Source organism: Bradyrhizobium sp. HKCCYLS1011 (genome assembly GCF_051167795.1).
Taxonomy (GTDB): Bacteria; Pseudomonadota; Alphaproteobacteria; order Rhizobiales; family Xanthobacteraceae; genus Bradyrhizobium.
Map to the genome: position 1 here is coordinate 442,060 of NZ_JBNPTT010000001.1, position 20,083 is coordinate 462,142.

The window sequence follows — 20,083 nt, forward strand, 5'->3', positions numbered from 1 at the left end:
GTCCGGATGGGTGTCTCCGAACCCTTCATCCGCCGTCCGATCGCGACCTCGCTGCTCGGCGTCGCACTGCTGATCGGCGGGCTATTGGGCTATTTCGGGCTGCCAGTCTCGGCCCTGCCGCAGGTCGATTTCCCGACTGTGCAGGTCACGACGCAGTTGCCCGGCGCGAGTCCCGACGTGGTGGCGTCACTGATCACGGCGCCGTTGGAACGCCAGCTCGGCCAGATTCCCTCGCTCTCAGCGATGAATTCGACCAGCTCGTTCGGTGTCAGCCAAATCTCGTTGCAGTTTGATCTCGGCCGCGACATCGACGGGGCGACCCAGGACGTGCAGGCGGCGATCAACGCCGCCGCCGGCGTGCTGCCGAAGACGCTGCCCTATCCGCCGACCTACGCAAAGGTCAATCCGGCCGATGCGCCGGTGATGACGCTCGCGCTCACCTCCGACACGATTTCGTTGCGCGCCATGAGCGACATCGCCGATACGATCCTGGCGCAGCGCCTGAGCCAAGTGTCCGGGGTGGGACGGGTGTCGGTGCTCGGCGGCCTCAAACCGGCGGTGCGCATCCAGGCCGATCTGGCACGCCTTGCCGCTTACGGCATCGGCATGGAGGATCTGCGCAGCGCCATCGCCGGCGCCAACGTCTCAGGGCCGAAGGGCTCGCTCGACGGCGCGCAGCAGGCCTACACCATCACCGCCAATGATCAGATCGCGGCGGCCGATGCCTACAAGCCGATCATTATCGCCTATCGCAACGGTTCGCCGGTGACGATCGCCGACGTCGCGACCATCATCGACGGTTTGGAGAACGACCGCACCGGCGGTTGGTACCAGGGGACGCCGGCGGTCATCATCGACATCCAGCGCCAGCCCGGCGCCAATGTGATCGAGGTTGTCCGCCAGCTGCGGGGCGAGATTCCGAAGCTGCAGCGGACCATTCCGGCCGGCGTGAAGCTCAACATCGTCAGCGACCGCACCGTGACGATCAATGCATCGGTGCATGACGTGCAGTTCACGCTGGTTTTGAGCGTCGTGCTGGTGACGCTGGTGGTGCTCTTGTTCCTGCGCTCGATGCGCGCCACCATCATCGCCGGCGTGGCGCTGCCGCTGTCGCTGATCACCAGCTTCGGCATCATGTATTTCGCCGGTTTCAGCCTCGACAACCTGTCGCTGATGGCGCTCACGATCGGCACCGGCTTCGTCGTCGACGATGCCATCGTGATGATCGAGAACATCGTCCGCCACATGGAAGAGGGCGAGTCGGCAATGAGCGCCTCGCTGCGTGGCGCGAGCGAAATCGGTTTCACCGTGATCTCGCTGACGGTGTCGCTGATCGCCGTGTTCATCCCGCTCCTGTTCATGACCGGCCTGGTTGGCCGCATGTTCCGCGAATTTGCGCTCACCCTGACCATTGCGGTGGTGACATCGGCGGTGGTGTCGCTGACGCTAACGCCGATGATGTGCTCGCGGCTGCTCAAGCCCGCGCACGAGGAATGGGTGATCCCCGGCCTCAATGCCATCAGCCGGTTCATCGACCGTACCGTCGCCTTCTATCATCGGACCTTGCTGTGGGTGTTGGCGCGCCAACGCGCGACATTGTTGGTGACCTTTGCCACGCTGGCGGCAACGCTCGCGCTGTATGTCGTCGCGCCGAAGGGCTTTCTGCCACTGCAGGATACGGGATCCATCACCGCGGTGACCGAAGCAGGGCCGGACGTCTCCTTCGCCGAGATGCAGAAGCGGCAGTCGGAGGCGGCGGCCGCGATCCAGGCCGATCCCGACGTGATCGGCGTCGTCTCGGTGATCGGTGCCGGCTCGGTCAATCCGACCACCAATGTCGGCAAGCTCGTGATGACCTTGAAGCCGCTGGGCGAGCGGCGCGATAATGTCGCCGTCGTGGTCGACAGGCTGAAGCAGAAGGTTGCCGCGATCCCCGGCATGACGGTCTATTTCCAGCCGGTCCAGGACGTGCAGATCTCGACCCAGTCGAGTCGCTCGCAATATCAGTACACGCTGACGGGCACGGACGCGGCCGAGGTGTTGAAATGGGCCGACAGGCTGGTGGCCGAGATGCGCCGCGAGCCATTGTTCCGTGATGTCTCGTCCGAAGCCCAGGAAGGAGGGCTGCGCGCCGAGCTCACTATTGACCGGCAGCGCGCAGGCCAGCTCGGGGTCAATCTGCAAGGCGTGACCGACACACTGAATGACGCGTTCGCGCAGCGGCAGATCTCGACCATCTACGGCCAGGCCAATCAGTATCGCGTGGTGCTGGAAGCATTGCCGATGTATCAGCGCGATCCTTCCGTGCTGTCGAAGCTCTATCTGCCGGGCACCGGCGGTCAGGTCCCGCTCTCGGCTGTTGCGAGCTTGAAGCGCACCACGGCGCCGCTCGCGATCTCGCATCAGGCCCAGTTTCCCGCGGTCTCGCTCAGCTTCAATCTGGCGCCGGGCGCCTCGCTCGGCGAAGCGGTCGAGGCGGTGAGGGTGATCGAGAACCGGATCGGCATGCCCGGCAGCATCGGCGGCGTCTACTCCGGCGATGCCGCCGAGTTCTCCAAATCACTGGCCGGCCAGCCCTGGCTGGTGCTGGCTGCGGTGGTGACGATCTATATCGTGCTCGGCGTGCTCTACGAGAGCTACATCCATCCGATCACGATTCTCTCCACCCTGCCGTCGGCGGGCGTGGGCGCCATCCTGGCACTGATGCTGTTCGGGCATGATCTGTCGGTGATCGGCCTGATCGGCATCATCCTGTTGATGGGCATCGTCAAGAAGAACGCGATCATGATGATCGACTTCGCGCTCGAGGCGGAACGGAAGGAGGGCATGCCGCCTTATGAGGCGATCGTGCAAGCCTGCCTGTTGCGCTTCCGCCCGATCATGATGACGACGCTCGCTGCTCTGTTCGGCGCGCTGCCGCTGGCGATCGAAAGCGGCACCGGCTCCGAGCTGCGCTTCCCGCTCGGCATCTCCATCATCGGCGGCCTGCTGCTCAGCCAACTGTTGACGCTCTACACGACGCCCGTGATCTATCTCGCGCTCGATCGCATCAACCGCAGGCTGGAACAGGCGCTGCCGCCAGTCGGGCCGGATGCGCCGCCGATTGCGGGCGCGACCGAGGGCATCCAATAATGGCCTCGATCTCCGAACCGTTCATCCAGCGGCCGGTCGGCACCACGCTGCTGTCGATCGGGCTGTTTCTGGTCGGGATGGTCGCCTACATCTTCTTGCCGGTCGCGCCGGTCCCCAACGTCGACTTCCCGGCCATCTTTGTTACGGCAACGCGTCCGGGCGCCGACCCGTCCGTCATGGCCGGCACCGTCGCGGCACCCTTGGAGCGGCGGCTCGGTGAGATCGCGGGCGTCGATCAGATCACGTCCACCAGCTCGCTCGGCACGACGAATATTCAGATCCAGTTTTCGATCGGGCGCGACATCGACAAGGCGGGGCGCGACGTCCAGGCCGCGATCAATGCGGCGCTGTCAGATCTGCCGAGCGACCTGCCGGCGCTGCCGCGCTTCCGCAAGGCGAACACGGCGGCAGCCCCCGTGTTCGTGCTGGCGCTGACCTCGAAGACGATGTCGACCAGCGCAATCTACGATGTCGCCGACACCGTGCTGGCGCAGCGGCTGTTCCAGGTGCCGGGCGTCGGCAACGTCACCGTCAGCGGCGCTGACCAGCCTGCGGTCCGGATCGCGCTCAATCCGGTCGCGCTCGCCAATGCCGGCATCGCCACCGACGACGTCAGGACCGCGGTCGTCAATGCGAATCCGCTCGGGCCGGTCGGCATTTTCGACGGCCGCCGCCAGAGCGAGACCATCGCCATCAACAGGCAGATGCGCACCGCCGCCCAATTCCGCGACATCCTGATCAAGAGCGTCAACGGCAATTTCGTCCGGCTCTCCGACGTCGCCGATGTCGAGGATTCCGTCCGCAATGTGCGGCAGGTCGCCTGGTTCAACAAGAAGCCGGCGGTGCTGATCCAGATTGCCAAGCAGGGCGACGCCAATGTGATCGAGACCGTCGACCGCGTGAAGGCGCTGATCCCTGAATTGAGGCAGTGGGTGCCTGCGGGACTCGATATCTCCGTGCTGGTTGATCGCACCAGCACGATCCGGGCTTCCGTCGAGGACATGCAGTGGACCTTGCTCGCCACTGCGGTCCTGGTGATGGTGGTGGTCTTTGCGTTTCTGCGCAGGGTGGTCCCGACGGTCGCGGCCGGCGTCTCGGTGCCGCTGGCCTTGGCCGGCACTTGCGCGGCGATGTGGCTCGCCGGCTTTTCGATCGACAATCTGTCCTTGATGGCGCTGGCGATTTCCGTGGGCTTCGTGGTCGACGATGCCATCGTCATGATCGAGAACATGTACCGCAATCTCGAGCATGGCATGCCGCCATTCCGCGCGGCGCGCGAAGGCGCCAGGCAGATCGGATTCACCGTGCTGTCGATCAGCCTGTCGCTGATCGCTGCCTTCATTCCGCTGATCTTCATGGATGGCGTGGTCGGACGGCTGTTGCGCGAGTTCTCGCTGACGCTGACCTTTGCCATCGTGGTGTCCACGGTGGTGTCGCTGACGGTCACCCCGATGATCTGCGCGCAATACATCAAGGAGGCGATTTCGGATCGCGCCACCTGGTTCGACCGCCTGGTGGAGGGCACGCTGTCGCGCATGGTGCGCTTCTACACCTGGAGCTTGCGCGGCGTGCTCGGCTTTCCGCTGCTCACTTTGCTGGTGTTCTTCGCCACGATCGCGCTGACGGTGACGCTCTACATCAAGACGCCGAAGGGCTATTTCCCGATCGATGATTCCGGCTTCGTCATCGGCGCGACCCGCGCATCAGCCGATATCTCGTTCCAGTCGATGCTTAGCCTGCAGCAGCGCCTTGCCGACATCGTGATGGCCGATCCGGCCGTGGCCGGCATCGGTTCGGTGATCGGCGGCGGGGGCGGGCCGGGCGGCGGCACATCGAACCGCGGCACCATGTTCATCAGCCTGAAATCGCCGGAGGAGCGGGGCGGCGTCTCGACCCAGCTCGTGATCGACCGTCTGCGGCGCAACCTCGCGATGGTGCCGGGTATTCGCCTGTTCATGTTTGCCGCGCAGGACGTCCGCGCCGGCGGGCGGCAGAGCGACTCGGACTATCAGTACACGCTGACCAGCCCCGATCTCGACCTGCTGCAGAAATGGGCGCCGATCGTCGCCAAGCGGATGGAGACCGTGGAGGGCATCACCGACATTTCCAGCGATCGCGATCCGGGCGGCCTGGCGCTGTCGCTAACCATCGACCGGCAAAAGGCGGCGATGCTGGGCGTTCGGGTGCAGGACATCGACAACGCGCTGAACAACGCGTTCGCGCAGCGCCAGATCTCGATCCTCTACAGCCAGCGCAATCAGTATATGGTGGTGATCGAAACCGATCCGAAATTCCAGACCGACCCGTCGAATCTCGACCGCATCTATGTGGCGGGCGCCGGCGACACCCAGGTGCCGCTCTCGGCGGTGGTGCACGCCCAGCGCGGCCTGTCGCCGCTCGCGGTTTTCCATTCGCAATCGTTTCCGTCGACGACGGTGTCGTTCAACCTGCTGCCCGATGTCACGCTGCAGACCGCAACCGCCAACATTCAGCGCGCCGTGGACGAGCTCCATATGCCCGAAGGCATCCGCGGCAGCTTCGACGGCAATGCCGGCGACTTCAACAAGACCAGCGGACGCCAGCCGCTGTTGATCCTGTTTGCGTTGGTGGCGATGTATATCGTGCTCGGCGTGCTCTACGAGAGCCTGGCCCATCCGCTCACGATCATCTCGACACTGCCGTCCGCGGGCCTCGGCGCGCTGCTCGCGCTCCAGGTGACCAACACGCCGCTCACCGTCATCGCCTTCGTCGGGATCATCCTCCTGATCGGCATCGTCAAAAAGAACGGGATCATGATGGTGGACTTCGCGCTGGAAGCCGAACGTCAGCACGGGCTGTCGTCGGCTGAGGCCATCTTCGAAGCCTGCCGCGCGCGCTTCCGCCCGATCCTGATGACGACGATGGCAGCGCTCTTCGCCGGCATTCCGCTTGTCATCGCGACCGGGCCGGGAACCGAGTTGCGCCGGCCGCTCGGCATCACCATCATCGGCGGGCTATTGGTCTCGCAGGTGCTGACGCTCTACACCACACCCGTGATCTATCTCTTGATCGACCGCTTGCGGCGCCGCACCGAACCGGAGCCTCTCGCCGTGCCGGCGGAGTGACCTGAACCGTTGTCCCACCGCGACAGGCCGCGTATAGGCGGTCCATGTCAGATCAGCATCACGTCGCGGCGGCCGAGGCCGTTGCCGACTGTCCGCACTGCCAGAAGCCGAAGCCGCTCTGCATCTGCGACAGCGTCACTCCGGTCGCAAGCCGTCTCTCGCTTCTGATCCTGCAGCATCCGCAGGAGCAGGACAGGGCGCTCGGCACCGCCCGGCTGGCCGCACAGCATTTCGAAAACGCGGCCGTGCGCGTCGGCCTGTCCTGGCCGAGCCTGGCCAAGGCGTTGGGTCGGCCGGTCGCGGATCCCGCGCGGTGGGCGATCCTCTATCTCGGTTCTTCCAAGGCGGCCGACCTCGACCCGGAGAGCGAAATCGTTGCGTTGACGCGCAAGGGCGAGGCCGCCGAGAACCAGCGCGCCATCCTGAAATCGATCGAAGGCGTGATCCTGCTTGACGGCACCTGGAGCCAGGCCAAGGCGCTGTGGTGGCGCAATCCCTGGATGCTGAAGTGCCAGCGCGTGATTCTTGGACCCCGCCGGCCGTCGCGCTACGGGCATCTGCGGCGCGAGCCGCGCCGCGACGGGCTGTCCACCATCGAGGCGGCGGGGATGCTGATGGCCGCGCTCGAAAACCGCCCCGACATTGCCGCCAGCCTCAACGCGAGCTTCGAACGGATGCTGGCGCGCTATCGCGAGGTCGAGCGCAGTCATCCGGAACTCACGCCGCGCCCCAAACCCCGTATGAATCGGGATCGGCGGCGTAAACGCACGGTTTAGGAAGGAGGGGGTACGCTTTTTGCATTGCAGCATGAGACACAAGGATGTGGAAACATGCGCGAAGCTGACGAATCCAATGTGGTGCGATTGCGGGACTATGCCCGGAGGCCCACGGGCGCTGCGCGCCCTGAGGTGGTCGTAAGGTGCCACTCGGTGGCGGAATCGGCGCAATTGCTGCCCTGGCCGCGGCCCCGCGCGGCCTATCCCGGCGGGATCGACGATCTTCCGGTTTGAGCGCGGTTGCGACGCCTATCGTGCCGCCGGCCTTTCCTGGCCGCTGCAGAAGATCGTCTTAAGTCCTTGAAAGGATTGTTGGAGGCCACGACCAGAATTGAACTGGTGTAAACGGTTTTGCAGACCGCTGCGTAACCACTCCGCCACGTGGCCCCACTAGGCGCGGATCAATACAGGCGATCAATGGGTTAGGCAACCCGCCTTCAACCGCCGTCCAAAATTTACGAAACTCGGATTCTGCTCATTTCCGAAGCTCATGCGAGGTCGCGGGTAGGCTCGGCCTCATGCGAGGTCGCGGGTAGGCTCTGCTGGGATCTTCAGATCGCCGCCGGGCATGAGCATCTTGATTGCCCACATCGCGGCGAAGATGAGTGGCGCGGTCGCAATTGAGCCCAAATGTTGTCCGAAAATTAGGAATGGCCTCGTCTCATCAGGTTGGCGTTCTTGTCTCGGCCTTCAAGGCTGCTTGGGTCGACTATTATGCGCGGCCGGAGACGGATTCCACTGTCAGCGCGGAGGTCGCGAGGCCCGCGCTGGTGAAGTTCCTGGTCGAGAAGGCGCGAGAGGGAACCACGGACGAGACCGTTCTCGCCGCGGCTGGCGTGGATTTTCTGATCGCGCTTGAGGCGCCGAATGAACCGGCCAAGCCCACTGTTCTCGATGCACCCGCGTGGCACCTGCGCTCAACGGGCACGGCGCGCTTTATTCCGCAAGGGCGTATTCGCTTGAACGCGAAATGACACCCGGCAGGTCGCCGCGGGGTATTCGGTCCCATTTCGGTGGCGGACAGCGGCTCAGGCGACAGATGCCAGTCGGTTAGCAGGCCGCGTGCCACCCGTCGGGAAACGGAATCAACGGCCAGCAGGTTTCGTTGTCGTTCGCAGCCTTCGGGGATGTGACAGATAGAGAAAATAAGCGTGGCATCAGGGCAATCTCTCGATCCGTCCGCGGCTCCGGCGCAATCGCCGTTCGCACGACGTCCAGCAATAATTCGTACTCAACTTCAGTCATGATGCCTCACGCCGTTCGCGAGCGCACCGTCGCAAAACCCTTCTGTTTACCGATTGAGCAGATCGCTCGAGTTTTAACGATCGATCCCCGATCGCTGCATTGGTTAGCAGGGCGTTTACTTTCGCGCGGAACCTAAGGAAACGAAAAGCCACAACATGTGAAAGAGATCACAGTTCCAAAGGAATATTCCCACCAGCCAGTCCAAAGACTCAAACTGCCAACTCCAATTGGCGCCGAGTTTCGGCAATCCGCCGCGGCTCGGCATTTCACCGCCGCGCCGGGGCAGCGGCGGGACTTTCAAGTCGAGGCGCGGCCGGCCAGGCCAGGGCGTCGCCAGCGGGGAAACTCAAAATGTCCTGCACGAGTTGGATGAGATCCATCGGCTTGAAGGGTTTCGCCAATCCGTAGAGACCCGGTATCCTGGCAGACATGCCCGGGAGGTCCGGCGTGCCGCAACCGGACTCCAAGACCAGGCCCGACATCATGATGATCGGCATGTTGGGCCATGCCGCGCGCGCGGCGCGGATCACCTGCTTCCCGTCGATCTCTGCCAGGTTCAGGTCGATCAGGGCTGCGGCATATTCATCGCGTGCAACAGCTTCAAGCGCGGCCCGGCCGTCGGTCATGGCCGTGACCACATAGCCTTGCCTCACGAGCAGATGCTGGATCACGCAGCAGATGCCCACCTCGTCGTCAACGACCAGGATAGTGTTCATGATGCCTTCCGGACAGAAGCTAGTCCGCCGGCTCGATACTTGATTTCGGTCAGGAGCCGTTGACAGAGCTCCAATGCGCGGTTGATGGCTTCCAGCAGGTCACGAATATCGAACGGCTTTTGCAGAGCGGCGGTGGCGCCCAACTTGATCGCCATCCCGAGGAAGTCGGGGGCGCCCTGTCTGCGATCGGTGAACGCATATCCCGATATGGCGATGAAGGGGACGGTTGGATCGATCTTGATCAACTGGCGGACGGTGGCGAGACCATCCATGCCTGGCATGAACATGTCGATCACAACCGCATCGAAGCAAACGCTGCCGATCAGCCGAATTCCGGTCGAGCCGTCCGGCGCCAGGAACACGCCAAACTTCTTCTGCTTCAGCAGCATCTCCAGAGCGGCGCGAGTCGCATGGTCGTCGTCGATGATAAGGATGGTGGGCATGAGCTACCTCAGCTGTCAGTCAGACTGAAGGACGCGCACGCTACAGCGCAACCGATGTCACCGAGACTCACGCACTTCCGAGACTCACTCACTTCCAATGTGCGGAGGAGGGCAGACTGAATTAATTGTTCCGGCTTTGCAACCAGGAGTTTTGCGGCTTCAACGTCTGTGTGGTTGGGAGAGGCTGATGGATTGGCGATCGTTAGATGTGCACGTTATGATGCAAAAAGAGCGAACGAAATACCGCGCAGCTGGAGCTGCGTGGCGCACGTCCTATGAGGTGGCGCGCGGCTTCGGCTGTCAGCCTCATCAGCTCAAGAGATCTCAAACAACCTTTAGCTGTCGTCTTGCTACCGTCGCCGTGCCGAAGTTTTCACCCCCGAACAATGTGCACGCAGGAGGGCTCGCGAAATCGTAGATCCTGGCGAGATCGCAAGGTGTGACGCGATGATGAATCTGTTCGGCGAATTTCTCTCGTCAACGATCGCCAAACAGGCGCGGGCGCGCTGAGGAATGACAGCTCGTCCGCGCGGCTTCCCGAATCCGAAGCGCCCGGAACAGTCGGGTCATGAGCTTGACCGCGGGCAGTCTCGCATAACGACAGGATGGGTGAGGGGCGAGAGCGTTGGCTCCCCGGGCTGGATTCGAACCAGCGACCATTCGATTAACAGTCGAATGCTCTACCGCTGAGCTACCGAGGAACAGGCGACGCAAGGTCGCGAGCGGGGGAGCGTATAACAAAGCCGCATCGCCTTGCATAGGACGAAATCACAGGAATTCAACGAACTCGAAAAAGAGAAAAAAGTTTCATTCTGCCAAATGGTTATGTGAAAATCGGTGAACTTGGCCAGGTCGTTCGACCAGGAATTGGGGCACCGATCTTGAAGCGCATCGAGCTCGATCCTCGATCCGTACGACTCGCAGGTGCTGGGACCGGCGGTCGTCTCGAGCAAGCTCACGCACCTTGCCCGTCGCGCATTCTTAAGTGTGATGGCGACAGCGGCGCCGTATGCCCGGCATGGTGACAAGTCGCATCAGGATTTTGCAGAGGGCCGATCGGGGAGATGAGGGGAGCCTCGCGTCGCCCGCTGGATCGCTTTGGGCCTGATCACCATGTTGCGTTTTTGAAAGCCTTGTACCAAAAGGTGACGCAAGTTCCTCCGCGGCTTGTCCGCTTCGCTTGCAGGTCTGCCCATGTCCTCATTCGCCACTGCGCGCCAGAAAATGGTCGATGGCCAGGTGCGCACCAATGATGTCACCGATCATCGCGTGCTGGATGCGATGCTGACGGTGCCCCGCGAGACCTTTGTTCCCGAGGACCGCCGCGCGCTCGCCTATCTCGATCTCGATCTCGACATTTCCGAAGCTGGATCGGCCAAGCGTTTCCTGATCAAGCCGATGCTGACCGGCAAGCTTTTGCAGGCCGCCGAAATCGCACCGACTGATCATGTCCTGGTCGTCGGATGCGCGACCGGCTATCTGGCCGCCTTGGCCGCAAGGCTCGCTGAAAAGATCACCGCGACGGAACCCGATCCGGTCATTGAAGGCCGCGCCAAGGCGCTGATCGGGAACCAGGGCAACGTCAGCGTCCGGGTCGCCGGATGCGCGCAGGGCGACCCGGGTGATGACCGGTACGATGTGATTCTGTTGAATGGCGCCTCCGAAGTTCCCGTCGACGGCTTGTGCAGCCAGCTCAAGGAAGGCGGGCGTCTGGTTGGCGTGTTTGCCAAGACCAAGCCCGCGCGGGCCATGATCATCACACACTCGCACCAAGATTTCGGCTCTCGGGTATTGTTTGATGCCGCCGCGCCGGTTCTTCCGGGGCTCGAGCGGGTGCCTGAGTTCGTTTTTTGATCCGATTTGCCGGGAAATTGCCCCGAAACTGCCTCTCGAGGGGAACTCGCCGCGAGAATCTGCGGCGGCCACGGGCTCACGAGCCGGCAGAAATCTGTTTTAAATCAGAAGTGTGGCCCGGATGCTGCACGCTCAGAGTTTCCACACGAGTCCGGCGCTGGGTGGTTTCGTCACGCTTGCCCGCGGAATAAGGTGTGGTGGTGCGCGGGAGTCTCTCTTGTGGCTAAAGGCCCGGCTGGGGCGTTCAGCCGGTACAACGATGATTGGAACAAGGATGTTTGGGGTGAAGGTCGTCACCGCAGCGGCGGCTGTGGTCCTCCTGATGGCTTGTGCGGGACCGGCGCCTGCGCTTGCCGATACGATAGAGGCTGCGCTGGTCCGAGCCTATCAAAGTAATCCGCAACTGAATGCGCAGCGCGCTCAAGTCCGCTCCACTGACGAAAACGTGCCCCAGGCCCTGTCGGGATATCGGCCGAAGGTGAACCTCACTGCGACCGGCGGTTACCAGTACCAGGACATTCAGCTCTCTCCGGCCACCCCGTCCTTCCACGGAACGACCGTCCCGCGAAGCGTCGGTGTGACCGCAACCCAGACGCTCTACAACGGCAATCAGACTGCGAACCGTACACGCGCGGCCGAAAGCCAAGTGTCTGGCGCGCGCGAAGGTCTGCGCGTTCTGGAGCAGCAGGTGCTGCTGCAAGCGGCCACGATCTATATGGATTATCTGCGTGACGCTGCGATTGTGGAAGTCCAGCGCAGCAATACCCGAGTTCTCGAACAGACTCTGAAACAGACGCGCGATCGCTTCAACGTCGGCGAAGTCACCCGGACCGACGTCGCCCAATCAGAGGCGCAGCTTGCTGCCGGCCGCACCCAGCAGCTGACGGCCGAGTCCAATCTGACGACCACCCGCTCCAATTTCCGCCGCATCATCGGCAATGAGCCCGTGAACCTTGCGCCGGGGTCGCCCGTCGACCGCTTCCTGCCGTCCACCCTGCAGCAGGCCGTCGAGATCAGCCTGATTGAGAATCCAAACGTCACCGCGGCGATGTTCGGCATCGACGTCAACTTCCTCCAGGTCAAGATCAATGAGGGCGCTCTGCTGCCGACGGTGACGGTGCAGGCTTCGGCACAGCAGGCAAATGAGCAGAGCTTGCAGAGCTTACGCTCGTTCGGTGCGTCGGCGATCGCCCAGCTCTCGGTGCCGATCTACCAGGGCGGCGCCGAATATGCGCTGATCCGGCAGTCCAAGGAAAATCTGGCGCAGCAGCGTCTCAACCTCGATACCACCCGCGACCAGACGCGCGCCAATGTGGTCACGGCATGGGGGCAGCTCGTTGCCGGCAAGGCACAGGTCGCCTCGGCTCAGGCGCAGGTGACTGCATCGGAGGTCGCACTCAACGGCGTCCGCGAAGAGGCGAAGGCGGGTCAGCGCACCACGCTGGACGTGTTGAACGCCCAGCAGGCGCTGGTCAACGCGCGCAACGCCCTGGTGACGGCACAGCACGATCGTGTGGTCGCATCCTACTCGGTGCTCAATTCGGTCGGTCGGCTTTCGCCGCAAGTGTTGAACCTGCCGACGACGTCTTACGACCCGAGCGTTCATTACCAGCAGGTCCGCGACAGCTGGGCCGGTGTTCGGACGCCCGACGGGCGTTAAGCGAATCGCGATGGAATTAAAATTTCGACGCCTCGGCCGATGGCCGAGGCGTCTTGCATTTGGGGCCGAAAACCGCGGCTTTTGTTGAGGCGATGCGTCGATGCTGTCAGAGGTTGTGGCGCACCTGCGTCGAATGGCGACCAACTTGAGCTGCTCCACCACTTGGCAGCCTGCATTGCTTGCAATCATTTGTTGCCATGACATAGCCTCAAAATGGCCGCGGAGCGATTCGGCGCCTCGGATATTCCTTAGCGATCTCCGACGCCGAGGTCATCGTTCCATCAATTGCATCGAGCGGCGCACAATCTGGAGACGGCGGGGGCATGTCTGTTAGGAAGTCCGAGCCTGTTGGATCTGGAGCCTGCGAATCTTGCGGTGCCTGGGGTAAGATGACGCGTGCGACGGCGTCGCTGATTTGGAGTCGGAAATGACGCAGCCCGCGAAGGTCCAAGAACCCTCGATGGAGGAGATTCTGGCGTCGATCCGGCGGATTATCGCCGACGATGAAGCCAAGCCGCCGGCTGCCGAGAAGGCTGCTGCTGCGCCCGCGCCACCGCCAAAGGCTGAGAAGCCGGCGCCGGCACCCAAGCCTCCGATGAGCGACATTCCTCCGTCAAAAATTCCGGCGGCGGTCGCTGCGGCTGCGAAAGCCGCTCCACCGCCGGCACCATCCCCGCCGCCCGCGGCGGCGAGCAACAACCAGGATGACATCGACGCATTGCTGGCGGGATTGGATGAGACGACTTCGGCCGAAGAGATTCGGCCTGCAGAGCCTGAACCCGAACCTGATGTACTTGAGTTGACGGACGATATGGCAGTGGCACCCCCGACCCCCGCTCCAAGCCCGGCCCCGGCTTCCTTCCGGAGGGTCGATCCGCAAGATGACATCGAGTTCGTGGAACGGGCGGCGCACCGGGTTGCACCCGCATCGCCAGCGTTCGAATCGGCCTTCGAGCCGGTGGTGCCAAAGCAGGCGATCCTGTCGACGACGACCGTCAACGCGGTGGAATCGGCTTTCAATGCCTTGGCCAATACGGTGCTCAGCAACAACGCGCGCACCCTGGAGGATCTCGTCAAGGAGATGCTGCGGCCGATGCTGAAAAGCTGGCTCGACGACAACCTCCCGGCCTTGGTCGAGCGCATCGTCAAGGCGGAAATCGAGCGGGTATCGCGCGGTCGTTGAGGACGGCCCGGCGAGGCGACATGCCCGTCCCGTGCGCCGGCCTCCCTGGCTGAATTTGGTTCGCCCAAAACCACCTGAGACGCGGTGTTGACTTGATGCGCCGCGGCGGGTTTCTACCCATCTTCAAACTGGTGCCGCCGACGGGATGCCTCGCGATTGCGCGTGGCCGCCTCGGAAGACGCATCGGCTCGAAAAGAGCTTGAGAGTCATAAGCTTGCGGTAATCTTCTCAGATCCGGCCGGGATCCGGGCAGGGGGCTGCAAGGGTCCACGAATTTGGAAGGCCGGTTCTGTGCCGGCCGCGAACGCCATGATCGAGAAAAATTATCAGCCCGCCGACATCGAGGGCCGCATGTCCCTGGTCTGGGAGGACGCCCGTGCGTTTTCCGCAGGTCGCCCGGACCGCCGAGATGCCGACCCGTTCACCATCGTCATTCCGCCGCCGAATGTCACGGGCTCGCTGCATATGGGCCACGCGCTCAACAATACGCTGCAGGACATTCTGTGCCGGTTCGAACGCATGCGCGGCCGCGATGTGCTGTGGCAGCCCGGCACCGATCACGCCGGCATCGCGACGCAGATGGTGGTCGAACGGCAGCTGATGGAGCGGCAGCAGCCTAGCCGCCGCGAGATGGGTCGCGAGAAGTTCCTGGAGCGCGTCTGGCAGTGGAAGGACGAGAGCGGCGGGACCATCATCAACCAGCTCAAGCGGCTTGGCGCCTCCTGCGACTGGAGCCGCGAACGCTTCACCATGGACGAGGGGCTGTCGAAGGCCGTCGTGAAGGTGTTCGTCGAACTGCACCGTGCCGGCCTGATCTACAAGGACAAGCGGCTGGTCAATTGGGACCCCAAGCTGCTCACCGCGATCTCCGATCTCGAGGTGCAGCAGGTCGAGGTCAAGGGCAACCTCTGGTACCTGCGCTATCCGCTCGAGGGCAAGACCTTCAGCCCGGAGGATCCCACGAGCTTCATCGTGGTCGCCACCACCCGGCCGGAGACGATGCTCGGCGACACCGCAGTCGCGGTGCACCCCGAGGACGAGCGCTATCAGCACCTGATCGGCAAGCGTGTGATCCTGCCGCTGGTCGGACGCGAGATCCCGATCGTTGCCGACACCTATTCCGACCCGGACAAGGGTTCCGGCGCGGTCAAGGTGACGCCTGCGCATGACTTCAACGACTTCGAGATCGGCCGCCGCCACGGCCTGCCGCAGATCAGCGTGTTCGACAAGGAGGGCTGTCTCAACCTCGTCGACAACGAGGATTACCTGCGCGAACTGCCCGAGGCTTCGGAGGAGTTTGCCCGGGAGTTCCATGGGCTCGAGCGGTTTGCGGCACGCAAGAAGATCGTCGAACGGCTGGAGAATTTCGGCTTCCTGGAACGCATCGAGCCGAACACGCATATGGTGCCGCACGGTGACCGCTCGGGCGTCGTGATTGAGCCGTTCCTGACCGACCAATGGTATGTCGACGCCAAGACCCTGGCCCAGCCCGCGATTGCGGCGGTGAGGTCCGGCGCAACCACCATCGTCCCGAAAAATTGGGAGAAGACCTATTTCGACTGGATGGAGAACATCCAGCCCTGGTGCATCTCGCGCCAGCTCTGGTGGGGCCACCAGATCCCGGCCTGGTACGGACCCGACGGCAAGGTGTTCGTCGCCGAGACCGAGGAGGAGGCGATCGGCCACGCCATCGGCTACTACGTCGAGCAGGAGGTCATCACGCCCGAGCAGGGCCGGGAGATGGCGCTCGACCGCAACAAGCGCGCCGGCTTCATCACGCGTGATGAAGATGTGCTCGACACCTGGTTCTCCTCGGCGCTGTGGCCGTTCTCGACGCTGGGCTGGCCGGACGATGTCCCCGAGGTGAAGCGCTATTACCCGACCAACGTGCTGGTCACCGGCTTCGACATCATCTTCTTCTGGGTCGCCCGCATGATGATGATGGGCCTGCACTTCATGGGCGAGGTGCCGTTCTCGACCGTCTACATCCACGCGCTCGTCCGCGACGAGAAGGGCGCCAAGATGTCGAAGTCGAAAGGCAACGTCATCGACCCGCTGGCTCTCATCGACGAATATGGCGCCGATGCGCTGCGGTTCACCTTGGCCGCGATGGCGGCGCAAGGCCGCGACATCAAGCTGTCCGCGAGCCGCGTCGAGGGCTATCGCAACTTCGCGACCAAGCTCTGGAACGCCTGCCGCTTCGCCGAGATGAACGACTGCGCGCTGCCGGAGGGCTTCGACGCAGCCAAGGCCAAGGAGACGCTCAACCGCTGGATCGCGCATGAGACCGCGGCCGCGACGCGCGAGGTCACCGAGGCGATCGAGGCCTATCGCTTCAACGACGCGGCCGGCGCCATCTACCGCTTCGTCTGGAACGTCTATTGCGACTGGTACCTCGAGCTCGCCAAGCCGGTGCTGACCGGGCCGGACAGCGCGGCGAAGGCCGAGACCCGGGCAATGGTCGCCTGGGCGCGCGACGAGATCCTGAAGCTGCTGCATCCCTTCATGCCCTTCATCACGGAGGCGCTGTGGGAGACCACAGCCGACCGCGACAGCCTGCTGGCGCTCGCGCCCTGGCCGCACCGGGTCGATGTTCCGACCGTGGCCGAGATCGCCGCGCTGTCGGCGGCGAGCTTCGCCGATCCCCTGGTGCCGCCGATGGCGCCATCGCTCTTCGTGCCGTTCGATGCCTCGAACTTCAAGGACGAGGCGGCGGAGGCGGAGATCGGCTGGGTGGTCGATCTCGTGACCGCGATCCGCTCGGTGCGTGCCGAGATGAACATCCCGCCGGCGACCTTGATGCCGCTCGTGCTCGTCGGCGCTTCCGCGGAGACCGGCGAGCGCGCGCCGCGCTGGACCGACGTCATCAAGCGCCTGGCGCGGCTCTCCGAGATCAGCTTCGCCGATCGTGCACCGGAAGGCTCGGCCCAGCTGGTGGTGCGCGGCGAGGTTGCCGCTCTGCCGCTCAAGGGCGTCGTCGATCTCGCTGCCGAACGCACCCGGCTCGGCAAGGAGATCGCCAAGGCCGACGCCGATATCGAGCGTGTCGACAAGAAGCTCGGCAATCCAAACTTCGTCGCCAAGGCGGCTGAGGAGGTCGTCGAGGAAGAGCGGGAAAAGCGCGAGGCGGCCATCGCGCGCAAAGCCAAGCTCGAAGAGGCGCTCCAGCGGCTCGCCAGCGTGGGGTAGGCGCTCGGCGTTGATATGCCGCTGTTTCTTCGCGTTCCACTGTCGTCCCGGCGAACGCCGGGACCCATACCGCGGAATGCTCGAAACAGGCAGGCTGCCTGGTCGTCGTTCTTCGTCACCATAACTCCCTGTGGTTATGGGTCCCGGGTCGCGCTGCGCTTGCCCGGGACGACAGGAGGGGGCGGAAACGGTTTGCTCAGGAACCGCGAGCCCTTCAGTCCGTAGCGCCAGGGCAGGTCGACGGCCTTGGTGATGCCGATGCGGACGCCGCTGTTCACCTCGACATTGCCAACGCGAGCGAACAGCTCGATCGGGGCGGCATCCAGCGGCAGGGCATTGTGAGCAATCGTGATCCCCATCGCCTCCGTCAGCTTGCCGGGGCCGGAGCACAGCGCACGCACATCCTCGAGGCCGCGCCGCCGACGCATCGCCTCGATGCCCATGGTCGGCTCGATCGCGCGGATCAGCACCGCGCTCGCCGAGCCCTCCTTTTCGCAGACGAAGTTCACGCACCAATGGATGCCGTAGGAGCGGTAGACATAGGCAAAGCCGGGCGGCCCGAACATCACGGCGTTGCGCGGCGTCTCGCCGCGAAACGAATGCGCGGCCGGCTCGGTGTGGTGATAGGCCTCCACCTCGACGATGATGCCGCCGACGCCGTCGACCAGGAAGGTCGTTCCGATCAGGTCCGGCGCCACCTCGTGCACGCTGCGCGCAAAGAAGGCACGCGTCAGCCCCTTTGCTTTGGGGGGATGCCTGCGCCGATGCCCGGACGGCGAAACTGCTGAGACGGGAGGAGGATTTCGAGCCATTTTGAAGGGAATCAACCAGGATAAATACCGGGGGCGCTGCCCATATCTGCCATGTCCTGCTAGGTTGGGCGAGCTGGTTGCGGGGAACCGCGGTACGGAATAGCTAAGGCCGAACAGCCAATTGCAAGAATGTCCATGGTCACCATCGTCGACACGATCTCGAACACGCCGCTGCGCCCCCGCCACCCCGAAAAGGTGAACCGGCCGGATTCCGCTTCGCCCGCAAAACCGGCCTGGATCCGGGTCAAGGCGCCGACCAGCCGCGGCTATGCCGACACCCGCAACATCGTGCGCGAGAACAAGCTCGTCACCGTGTGCGAGGAGGCCGGCTGCCCCAACATCGGCGAGTGCTGGGACAAGAAGCACGCGACCTTCATGATCATGGGCGACACCTGCACGCGGGCCTGCGCCTTCTGCAACGTCAAGACCGGCCTGCCGGATACGCTGGATGCCAGCGAGCCGGAGCATGTGGCCGAGGCCACGTTCAAGCTCGGTCTGACCCACGTCGTCGTCACCTCCGTCGACCGTGATGATCTTGCCGACGGTGGCGCTGCGCATATCGCCGCGACCATCCGCGCGATCCGCGATAGATGCCCGACCACGACGATCGAGGTGCTGACGCCGGATTTCCTGCGCAAGGACAGCGCGCTCGAGCTCGTGGTCGCAGCCAAGCCCGACGTCTTCAACCACAATCTCGAAACCGTGCCGTCGCGCTACCTCTCGGTCCGGCCCGGCGCGCGCTATTTCCACTCGGTGCGGTTGCTGCAGCGGGTGAAGGAGCTCGATCCCACGATCTTCACCAAGTCGGGCATCATGGTGGGCCTGGGCGAAGAGCGGCACGAAGTGCTGCAGGTGATGGACGATTTGCGCTCGGCTGACGTCGATTTCCTGACCATCGGCCAATACCTGCAGCCGACCCGCAAGCATCACGCTGTGATGCGCTACGTCACGCCGGAGGAATTTTCCGGCTACGAGACCGTGGCCTACACCAAGGGCTTCCTGATGGTGTCGGCGAGCCCGCTGACGCGCTCGTCGCATCATGCCGGCGAGGATTTTGCCAAGCTGAAGGCGGCGCGCGCGGCGATCGCGCGCTGAGAGATCATGCCGAGATTTTCCAACAAGCGCTGCGTTCCGCATACTGCCGAGCAGATGTTCGATCTGGTGGCCGACGTCGAGCGCTATCCGCAATTCGTGCCGCTGTGTCAGTCGCTGGTCGTGCGTCAGCGCAGCGACAAGCCTGACGGCACGGAAGTCATCGTCTGCGACATGACGGTGTCGTTCAAGCTGGTGAGGGAGACGTTTACCAGCCGCGTCACGCTGGATCGCGCCAACCGCAAGATCCTGGTCGAATATGTCAACGGTCCGTTCTCCTCGCTGGAAAACCGCTGGAGTTTCGAGCCGCGCAATGGCGAGGCCTGCGAGGTCACCTTCTTCATCGCCTATGAGTTCAAGAGCCGGATGCTGGCGATGCTGATGGGCTCGATGTTCGACACGGTGTTCAAGCGCCTGTCCTCGGCTTTCGAGAAGAGGGCCGATGCGATCTACGGCCGCAAGCCCGCAGCATCGTCGACGTAAGCGGGGCGCTATCGCGTCATCCTCCGCTGTCGTTCCCGCGAACGCGGGGACCCATACCGCGAGATTTCCGATGAAGCGCACGTAGGCAGTCATCCTGCTTTCACAACACCTCCCTGTGATCCGCGCTCGCTTCGCGAGCTTGCCTAGGAGGACAGCGGAGATTGAGGCGCGAGCCCTTTCCAACCTCGTCATTCCGGGGCGCGCGGTGAGGTTCGTCACCTTCCTATCCACGTCTCAAACAGCAGTTGTGAGTCCGCGATCTCGCGGCGCTGATACGCCCGAGTCTTGCGCAGCTCACACCCTCGAAAAACAGAAGAGGGCGCGGGGAATGCCGGGAGCTGGCCACTCCCATGGCCCGCCTGCAACAAGAAAGCAGGCGGCAGTTACCACAGGT

The 20,083-nt window shown here is 63.5% G+C and carries 14 protein-coding genes and 2 tRNA genes; 10 read left to right on the forward strand and 6 right to left on the reverse strand.

Features of this window, described 5'->3' with window-relative positions; translation table 11 throughout:
- Window positions 1-6 precede the first annotated feature (6 nt).
- The 3 genes from ACQR1W_RS02085 to ACQR1W_RS02095 are packed head-to-tail and all read left to right on the forward strand — an operon-like array spanning window position 7 to window position 7,012.
- Window positions 7-3,132: an efflux RND transporter permease subunit gene (locus ACQR1W_RS02085; RefSeq protein ID WP_434849255.1), complete on the forward strand. Its 3,126-nt coding sequence runs from the start codon at window positions 7-9 to the stop codon at window positions 3,130-3,132.
- Window positions 3,132-6,236, forward strand: coding sequence for an efflux RND transporter permease subunit (locus tag ACQR1W_RS02090; RefSeq protein WP_434849256.1), 3,105 nt, complete (start codon window positions 3,132-3,134; stop codon window positions 6,234-6,236). The genes ACQR1W_RS02085 and ACQR1W_RS02090 overlap by 1 nt, the downstream gene beginning before the upstream one ends.
- 44 nt (window positions 6,237-6,280) lie before the next feature.
- Complete coding sequence (locus ACQR1W_RS02095; RefSeq protein ID WP_434849257.1) at window positions 6,281-7,012, forward strand: tRNA-uridine aminocarboxypropyltransferase; 732 nt, start codon at window positions 6,281-6,283, stop codon at window positions 7,010-7,012.
- Window positions 7,013-7,325: 313 nt separating this feature from the next.
- On the opposite strand, the gene ACQR1W_RS02100 is transcribed toward ACQR1W_RS02095, so the two are convergent.
- Window positions 7,326-7,399: transfer RNA gene (locus ACQR1W_RS02100), tRNA-Cys, on the reverse strand.
- 263 nt (window positions 7,400-7,662) lie between these two features.
- On the opposite strand from ACQR1W_RS02100, the gene ACQR1W_RS02105 reads away from it, so the two are divergent.
- Window positions 7,663-7,986: a hypothetical protein gene (locus tag ACQR1W_RS02105; RefSeq protein WP_434849258.1), complete on the forward strand. Its 324-nt coding sequence runs from the start codon at window positions 7,663-7,665 to the stop codon at window positions 7,984-7,986.
- Between the two features lie 76 nt (window positions 7,987-8,062).
- On the opposite strand, the gene ACQR1W_RS02110 is transcribed toward ACQR1W_RS02105, so the two are convergent.
- The 4 genes from ACQR1W_RS02110 to ACQR1W_RS02125 all read right to left on the reverse strand — a co-directional run bounded on the left by ACQR1W_RS02110 (window position 8,063) and on the right by ACQR1W_RS02125 (window position 10,117).
- Window positions 8,063-8,257, reverse strand: a complete 195-nt coding sequence (locus tag ACQR1W_RS02110) for a hypothetical protein (RefSeq protein ID WP_434849259.1) — start codon at window positions 8,255-8,257, stop codon at window positions 8,063-8,065.
- A 266-nt stretch (window positions 8,258-8,523) separates the two neighbouring features.
- Window positions 8,524-8,973: a response regulator transcription factor gene (locus tag ACQR1W_RS02115; RefSeq protein WP_434849260.1), complete on the reverse strand. Its 450-nt coding sequence runs from the start codon at window positions 8,971-8,973 to the stop codon at window positions 8,524-8,526.
- Window positions 8,970-9,362 (reverse strand): response regulator, encoded by a 393-nt coding sequence (locus ACQR1W_RS02120; RefSeq protein ID WP_434849261.1) that lies wholly within the window; start codon window positions 9,360-9,362, stop codon window positions 8,970-8,972. Before ACQR1W_RS02120 ends, ACQR1W_RS02115 begins: the two co-directional genes overlap by 4 nt.
- A 680-nt stretch (window positions 9,363-10,042) precedes the next feature.
- Window positions 10,043-10,117 (reverse strand) — tRNA-Asn (locus ACQR1W_RS02125).
- 493 nt (window positions 10,118-10,610) lie between these two features.
- Between ACQR1W_RS02125 and ACQR1W_RS02130 the strand changes: the two genes are divergently transcribed.
- The 4 genes from ACQR1W_RS02130 (at window position 10,611) to ACQR1W_RS02145 (ending at window position 17,302) form a co-directional block, all read left to right on the forward strand.
- Window positions 10,611-11,270 (forward strand): protein-L-isoaspartate O-methyltransferase family protein, encoded by a 660-nt coding sequence (locus ACQR1W_RS02130; protein WP_434849262.1) that lies wholly within the window; start codon window positions 10,611-10,613, stop codon window positions 11,268-11,270.
- Between the two features lie 274 nt (window positions 11,271-11,544).
- On the forward strand, window positions 11,545-12,930 hold the full coding sequence (locus ACQR1W_RS02135) for a TolC family outer membrane protein (RefSeq protein ID WP_008973441.1): 1,386 nt from the start codon (window positions 11,545-11,547) through the stop codon (window positions 12,928-12,930).
- Window positions 12,931-13,357: 427 nt separating this feature from the next.
- The gene (locus tag ACQR1W_RS02140; protein ID WP_434849263.1) at window positions 13,358-14,113 is read left to right on the forward strand and encodes a PopZ family protein; all 756 of its coding nucleotides are present in this window, start codon (window positions 13,358-13,360) and stop codon (window positions 14,111-14,113) included.
- Between the two features lie 309 nt (window positions 14,114-14,422).
- Window positions 14,423-17,302 carry a valine--tRNA ligase gene (locus ACQR1W_RS02145; RefSeq protein WP_434849264.1) on the forward strand — a complete coding sequence of 960 codons (2,880 nt, stop codon included), beginning with the start codon at window positions 14,423-14,425 and terminating at the stop codon, window positions 17,300-17,302.
- Window positions 17,303-17,436: 134 nt separating this feature from the next.
- Here ACQR1W_RS02145 and ACQR1W_RS02150 read toward each other — a convergent pair whose 3' ends face one another.
- The gene (locus ACQR1W_RS02150) at window positions 17,437-18,114 is read right to left on the reverse strand and encodes a DNA-3-methyladenine glycosylase (protein ID WP_434849265.1); all 678 of its coding nucleotides are present in this window, start codon (window positions 18,112-18,114) and stop codon (window positions 17,437-17,439) included.
- 135 nt (window positions 18,115-18,249) lie between these two features.
- Here ACQR1W_RS02150 and lipA point away from each other — a divergent pair, with 135 nt between their 5' ends.
- Both lipA and ACQR1W_RS02160 read left to right on the forward strand, forming a co-directional pair.
- Entirely contained in the window at window positions 18,250-19,209 is a 960-nt protein-coding gene (gene lipA, locus ACQR1W_RS02155) for a lipoyl synthase (RefSeq protein WP_434849266.1), read from the forward strand.
- A 6-nt stretch (window positions 19,210-19,215) separates the two neighbouring features.
- Window positions 19,216-19,689, forward strand: coding sequence for a type II toxin-antitoxin system RatA family toxin (locus tag ACQR1W_RS02160; protein ID WP_434849267.1), 474 nt, complete (start codon window positions 19,216-19,218; stop codon window positions 19,687-19,689).
- Window positions 19,690-20,083 lie beyond the last annotated feature (394 nt).

Excerpts from the sequence above, each read along its gene's own strand:
- ACQR1W_RS02085 (WP_434849255.1), top strand. The coding sequence starts at position 7 with ATGGGTGTCTCCGAACCCTTCATCCGCCGTCCGATCGCGACCTCGCTG.
- ACQR1W_RS02090 (WP_434849256.1), top strand. The coding sequence starts at position 3,132 with ATGGCCTCGATCTCCGAACCGTTCATCCAGCGGCCGGTCGGCACCACG.
- ACQR1W_RS02095 (WP_434849257.1), top strand. The coding sequence starts at position 6,281 with ATGTCAGATCAGCATCACGTCGCGGCGGCCGAGGCCGTTGCCGACTGT.
- ACQR1W_RS02105 (WP_434849258.1), top strand. The coding sequence starts at position 7,663 with ATGGCCTCGTCTCATCAGGTTGGCGTTCTTGTCTCGGCCTTCAAGGCT.
- ACQR1W_RS02110 (WP_434849259.1), bottom strand. The coding sequence starts at position 8,257 with ATGACTGAAGTTGAGTACGAATTATTGCTGGACGTCGTGCGAACGGCG.
- ACQR1W_RS02115 (WP_434849260.1), bottom strand. The coding sequence starts at position 8,973 with ATGAACACTATCCTGGTCGTTGACGACGAGGTGGGCATCTGCTGCGTG.
- ACQR1W_RS02120 (WP_434849261.1), bottom strand. The coding sequence starts at position 9,362 with ATGCTGCTGAAGCAGAAGAAGTTTGGCGTGTTCCTGGCGCCGGACGGC.
- ACQR1W_RS02130 (WP_434849262.1), top strand. The coding sequence starts at position 10,611 with ATGTCCTCATTCGCCACTGCGCGCCAGAAAATGGTCGATGGCCAGGTG.
- ACQR1W_RS02135 (WP_008973441.1), top strand. The coding sequence starts at position 11,545 with ATGTTTGGGGTGAAGGTCGTCACCGCAGCGGCGGCTGTGGTCCTCCTG.
- ACQR1W_RS02140 (WP_434849263.1), top strand. The coding sequence starts at position 13,358 with ATGACGCAGCCCGCGAAGGTCCAAGAACCCTCGATGGAGGAGATTCTG.
- ACQR1W_RS02145 (WP_434849264.1), top strand. The coding sequence starts at position 14,423 with ATGATCGAGAAAAATTATCAGCCCGCCGACATCGAGGGCCGCATGTCC.
- ACQR1W_RS02150 (WP_434849265.1), bottom strand. The coding sequence starts at position 18,114 with ATGGCTCGAAATCCTCCTCCCGTCTCAGCAGTTTCGCCGTCCGGGCAT.
- lipA (WP_434849266.1), top strand. The coding sequence starts at position 18,250 with ATGGTCACCATCGTCGACACGATCTCGAACACGCCGCTGCGCCCCCGC.
- ACQR1W_RS02160 (WP_434849267.1), top strand. The coding sequence starts at position 19,216 with ATGCCGAGATTTTCCAACAAGCGCTGCGTTCCGCATACTGCCGAGCAG.